Source organism: Herbaspirillum lusitanum P6-12 (genome assembly GCF_000256565.1).
Lineage (GTDB): Bacteria > Pseudomonadota > Gammaproteobacteria > Burkholderiales > Burkholderiaceae_D > Herbaspirillum > Herbaspirillum lusitanum.
On the sequence record NZ_AJHH01000408.1, the window covers coordinates 1 to 4,616 of the forward strand.

The 4,616-nt window shown below is 63.1% G+C and carries 6 protein-coding genes; all 6 read left to right on the plus strand.

Going from position 1 to position 4,616, the window contains the following annotated elements:
* A partial coding sequence (locus HLUSI_RS28535) for an isocitrate lyase/PEP mutase family protein (protein WP_016834439.1) occupies positions 1-614 on the plus strand: 614 nt, incomplete at its 5' end.
* Positions 615-631: 17 nt separating this feature from the next.
* Positions 632-1,912 carry a 3-isopropylmalate dehydratase large subunit gene (locus HLUSI_RS0113270; protein ID WP_238533997.1) on the plus strand — a complete coding sequence of 427 codons (1,281 nt, stop codon included), beginning with the start codon at positions 632-634 and terminating at the stop codon, positions 1,910-1,912.
* Positions 1,909-2,418, plus strand: coding sequence for a LeuD/DmdB family oxidoreductase small subunit (locus HLUSI_RS0113275; RefSeq protein ID WP_016834441.1), 510 nt, complete (start codon positions 1,909-1,911; stop codon positions 2,416-2,418). The genes HLUSI_RS0113270 and HLUSI_RS0113275 overlap by 4 nt, the downstream gene beginning before the upstream one ends.
* Before the next feature lie 88 nt (positions 2,419-2,506).
* Positions 2,507-3,328 (plus strand): ABC transporter ATP-binding protein, encoded by an 822-nt coding sequence (locus HLUSI_RS0113280; RefSeq protein ID WP_016834442.1) that lies wholly within the window; start codon positions 2,507-2,509, stop codon positions 3,326-3,328.
* Positions 3,328-4,164 (plus strand): ABC transporter permease, encoded by an 837-nt coding sequence (locus HLUSI_RS0113285; RefSeq protein ID WP_016834443.1) that lies wholly within the window; start codon positions 3,328-3,330, stop codon positions 4,162-4,164. The genes HLUSI_RS0113280 and HLUSI_RS0113285 overlap by 1 nt, the downstream gene beginning before the upstream one ends.
* Positions 4,165-4,331: 167 nt before the next feature.
* The coding region (locus HLUSI_RS0113290) for an SDR family oxidoreductase (RefSeq protein ID WP_016834444.1) at positions 4,332-4,616 on the plus strand (285 nt) is incomplete at its 3' end.

Here is a 4,616-nt window from a genome sequence, read left to right on the forward strand (position 1 = left end):
GCGCCGCCAACATCGTTGAAACCGTGCGCGCCTTCGAAAAAGCCGGCATCGCCGGACTGCATCTGGAAGACCAGATCATGCCCAAGAAATGCGGCGCCATGGCCGGCAAGAAACTGGTGCCGGTCGAAGAAATGTCCCTGCGCCTGAAAGCCGCGCGTGCCGGGCGCAAGAGCAGCGAGTTCGTCATCATCGGCCGCACCGACGCCATGACCATCTACGGCCTCGACGAAGTCATCGCGCGCGCAAAGGCAATGGAACGCGCTGGCGCCGACGCCGTCATGGCGCCCTCGCTGAGTACGCCGGTCGAGCTGGAAGCGGTGGCGTCGAGCGTGAAGATCCCGGTGATCTATGTCGCTGCTGAAACCGTCCGCCCCAATTACACGCGCCAGCAACTTGTCGCCGCCGGTTTCGCCATGTCGCTGTATCCGCTGTCGCTGATCCAGACCACATTCAAGGCGCAGCAGGACATGTTGCGCAGCATGTTCGCCAGCGGCGACACGGTACAACTGGTCGACGGCATGGCGCAGTTCGCCGACGTCGGACGGCTGGTCGGCGTGGAACGCGCCGCCGCCTTCGATGCAGAACTGGCGACACAAGTGAACGAAGAGAGCTGACGGCTATGGGCGCGACCATGACGCAGAAAATCCTTGCGCGCACCAGCCGCAAGGACAGCGTGCAGCACGGCGAAATCATCTGGGCCAGTCCGGACCTGGTGACGGCGCCGGAAGTATCGTTTTCCGCCTATATCAAACGCATCCGCGAAATCGGCGTCACGAAACTGGCGCATCCCAAACGTGTCGCCGTCATCATCGACCACGAAGTGCCGGTGCACAGCGTCGCCGGCGCCGAGCGCAACAAGCTCACGCGCCAACTGGCGCAGGAGTGGTCGGTCGGTCATTTCTTCGATGGCGTCGGCATCACGCATCCATTGATGGTGGAGCAGGGCCTGGTGGCGCCGGGCATGTTCGCCGCCGGTGCCGACAGCCATGCGCCCGGCCTGGGCGCGGTTGGCGCCTTGTCGGTGCCGTTCGGTTTTGAAGTATCGATGGTGCTGGCCACCGGCCAGATCTGGATGAAGGTCCCGGAGACCATCCGCGTGCGCCTGCATGGCGCCTGCCGCCCTGGCGTGGCGGCGCGCGACATCGTGCTGGCGACCATGCAGCAACTCGACGACGAAGCCACCAGCTATCGCGTCATCGAATACCAGGGCGAAGGCCTGGCTACGCTGTCGGTGCCGGAGCGCATGACGATCTGCGGCCTGTGCGTCGACGCCGGCGCCAAGTCGGGCATCGCCGCCGTCGACCAGCGCTGCATCGATTATCTGCGCTACCTGCGCGCGCATGGCGTGACCGATCTGCCAGCGCCGGAGTCAATCAACAGCGACGCCGACGCCGAGTACGCGATGACCATCGATATCGACCTGTCGACGCTGACGCCGCGCGTGTCGATCCCGCCGTCGCCCAACCACGTGCGCGAAGCGCAGGCGATGTCCGGCATCGTCATCCAGCATGCGTATATCGGGTCCTGCGTATCCGGCTCGATTGAAGACATCCGTTCCGCCGCCGCCATTCTGCGCGGCCGCAAGGTGCATGCCGGTGTGCACCTGCTGGTGATCCCGGCAACGCAGCAAGTTTTTCAGCAGGCTTTGCAGGAAGGCCTGCTGACCGAACTCACCGCCGCCGGTGCGACCATTTCGCCATCGACCTGCGGTCCCTGTTTCGGCGGCATCGCGCAACTCGCTGCAGGCGAACGCCGCATCAGCACCAGCACGCGCAACGACCCGGGCCGCATGGGCAGCAACGAGGCCGAGATTTTCCTGGCTAGCGCGATGACGGTGGCGGCGTCCGCGATCACCGGCCACATCACCGATCCGCGCGCCTATGCCACTCATGTAGAAGGAGGCGCAGCATGAGCGCCGCGGGCAAAACCAGCAGCGGCCGCGCCTGGAAATTTTCCAGCGACATCTCCAGCGACCAGCTGATTTCGGCGCGCCACGTGTTCGAGTTCGATCCGCGCATGCTGCGCCATCACCTGCTGGCCGAAGTGCGGCCGGAGTTTGCGCAGCAGGCGCAACCCGGCGACGTCATCGTGGCCGGCCGCAACTTCGCCCATGGTAGCAACCACAGCCATCCCTTCCTGGCGATGAAGGCGCTCGGCGTCGGCCTGCTGGTGCGTTCGCTGTCGCGCGGGCCGTTCCGGCTGGCGATCTTCATGGGCGTGCCGGTGCTGATGGCTGGTGCCGATGTACTGGATGCGATCGACGACGGCGATCGGCTCGACATCGATTTCAGCCGTGGTGCGATCTTCAACGCGACCAGCGGCAAGCAGATGCAAGTGGAGCCGCTGGCGCCGTTCCTGCAGGAGATTGTCAATGCCGGCGGCGGTCTCGAATTCGTGAAGTCGCAGTTGACCACTTAGGTTCAGATTTGCCCGATGCAGTATTCATTTGCTCGGTAGTGATTTGCTCTATGATGCTTGCCATTCAGGAGTCAACCGGATGTCAGTTATGTCGATCGTGCGAGACACGCCATTCAGCCAGGAAGCAAACGTCGTGAACGGTCGCGCGGCGATTGTCGTCGAGGCGCTGGAAAAAACCTACGCCACCCACGACGGCGGCAAGGTGCAGGCGCTCGGCCCGATTTCGGTGTCGGTGCCGCTAGGCGGATTCATGACCATCGTCGGCCCCTCTGGCTGCGGCAAGTCGACCTTGCTCAAATTGCTTTCCGGATTGATCCCGCGCTCGGACGGCTCGATCAAGGTCAACGGCGAAGAAGTGCACGAGCCGCATCGCGACATCGGCATGGTGTTCCAGAGCCCGGTGCTGCTGCCGTGGAAAACCGCCATTGAAAACGTCCTGCTGCCGGCGCGGGTGCTCGGCCTCGACATGGCGTCCAGCCGCGTGCGTGCACAGGAATTGCTGGACATGGTCGGCCTGGCCGATTTCGCCCATCGTTATCCGAACGAATTATCGGGCGGCATGCAGCAGCGCGTCGCCATTGCCCGCTCGTTGATCCACGATCCTTCCATCCTGATGATGGACGAGCCCTTCGGCGCGCTCGACGCCATGACGCGCGAGGTGATGAACCTGGAGCTGCTGCGCATCTGGCGCAAGGCCGGCAAGACGGTGGTCTTCGTGACGCACTCGATTCCGGAAGCGATTTTCCTCGGCACCCATGTGATGGTGCTGTCCAATCGTCCGGGCCGCATCGCCGACCTGGTCACGGTGGACCTGCCCGCCGAACGCGGTCTCGACATCATGTCGACCGACGCCTTCGGCGTGTACAGCAAGCGCATCCGCAGCCAGTTCAATACGCAGGGATTCATCTGATGGAACGCATCCATACCAGCGCCGCCGCTGCCAACGTTACACCGGTGCCTGCTTCTTTCAGCCTGCGCCGCACGCTCAAGGCGCGGCCCGAACTGCTGCTGATCCCCGCGGTATTCGTCGCCGTGGTAGTGGTGTGGGAGGCGATCATCCGCTGCTTTGAAATCCCGATCTACATCATGCCGGCGCCGTCCAACATCGCGCTGGCGCTGGTCAATACAAGCTATCTCGACAACGCGCTGTACACGCTCGGGGAAGCCATGCTCGGCTTCCTTCTGGCGGCCTTGTTGGGCATCGTGCTGGGCGGCCTGATCGCACAATTTCCATTGGCCGAAAAGACCTTGTATCCCTACCTGATCGCGATCCAGACCACGCCCAAGGTTGCGGTGGCGCCGCTGTTCATCATGTGGTTCGGTTTTGGCATGACGTCCAAGGTCATCATCGCGGCGACGATTGCGTTCTTCCCGATCCTGGTCAACGTCATCAGCGGCTTGCGCACGACCGATCCGGCGCGGCTGGAACTGATGCGCTCGCTGCGTGCGACGCGCTGGCAGATTTTCACGATGGTCCGCCTGCCGGGCGCGCTGCCGATGATCTTCGCGGGACTCAACATCGCGATCATCTTCAGCATTCTCGGCGCCATCGTCGGCGAGTTCCTCGGCTCACGCAAGGGACTCGGCAACGCCATCATGCAGATGAACGTCAACCTCGACACCGCGGGCGTGTTCGCCACGCTGTTCGTGCTGTCGGCGATCGGCGTGTGTCTGCATGTGCTGATGAGTTTCTTGCAACGCAAGGCTTTGTTCTGGGCTGACAGTTCGCGGATTCCAACCGTCTGAATGCGCAAGCATAGCCGATCAGGGAAGATCCGGTTCCGGCTCAGCTGAAAATACTTCATCTCCCCGCGCTGCGACAGCTGCTATAGTAAAACGCTCGACAAGACCGTGCCGCACCTACTGGCGCGCATGGCACATCCCATTTCCAGGAAAACAGAGGAGCACAGAAGATGGCAGCACCGAAGAAAATCGCATTGGTCACCGGCGCCGGTTCCGGCATCGGCAAACAGATTTCGCTGGCCCTGCTGCGTGACGGTTATGCCGTCGTGCTGGCCGGCCGTCGCCAGCAGCCGCTGGAAGAAACCGTCAGGGCGGCCGGCGAGTTCGGCGCCAATGCGCTGGTGGTGCCGGCCGACGTCAGCGATCCGGCTTCGGTGAAGAACCTGTTTGCCAAGACCAGGGAGAAATTCGGTCGCCTCGATCTGCTGTTCAACAACGCCGGCATCTTCGCGCCG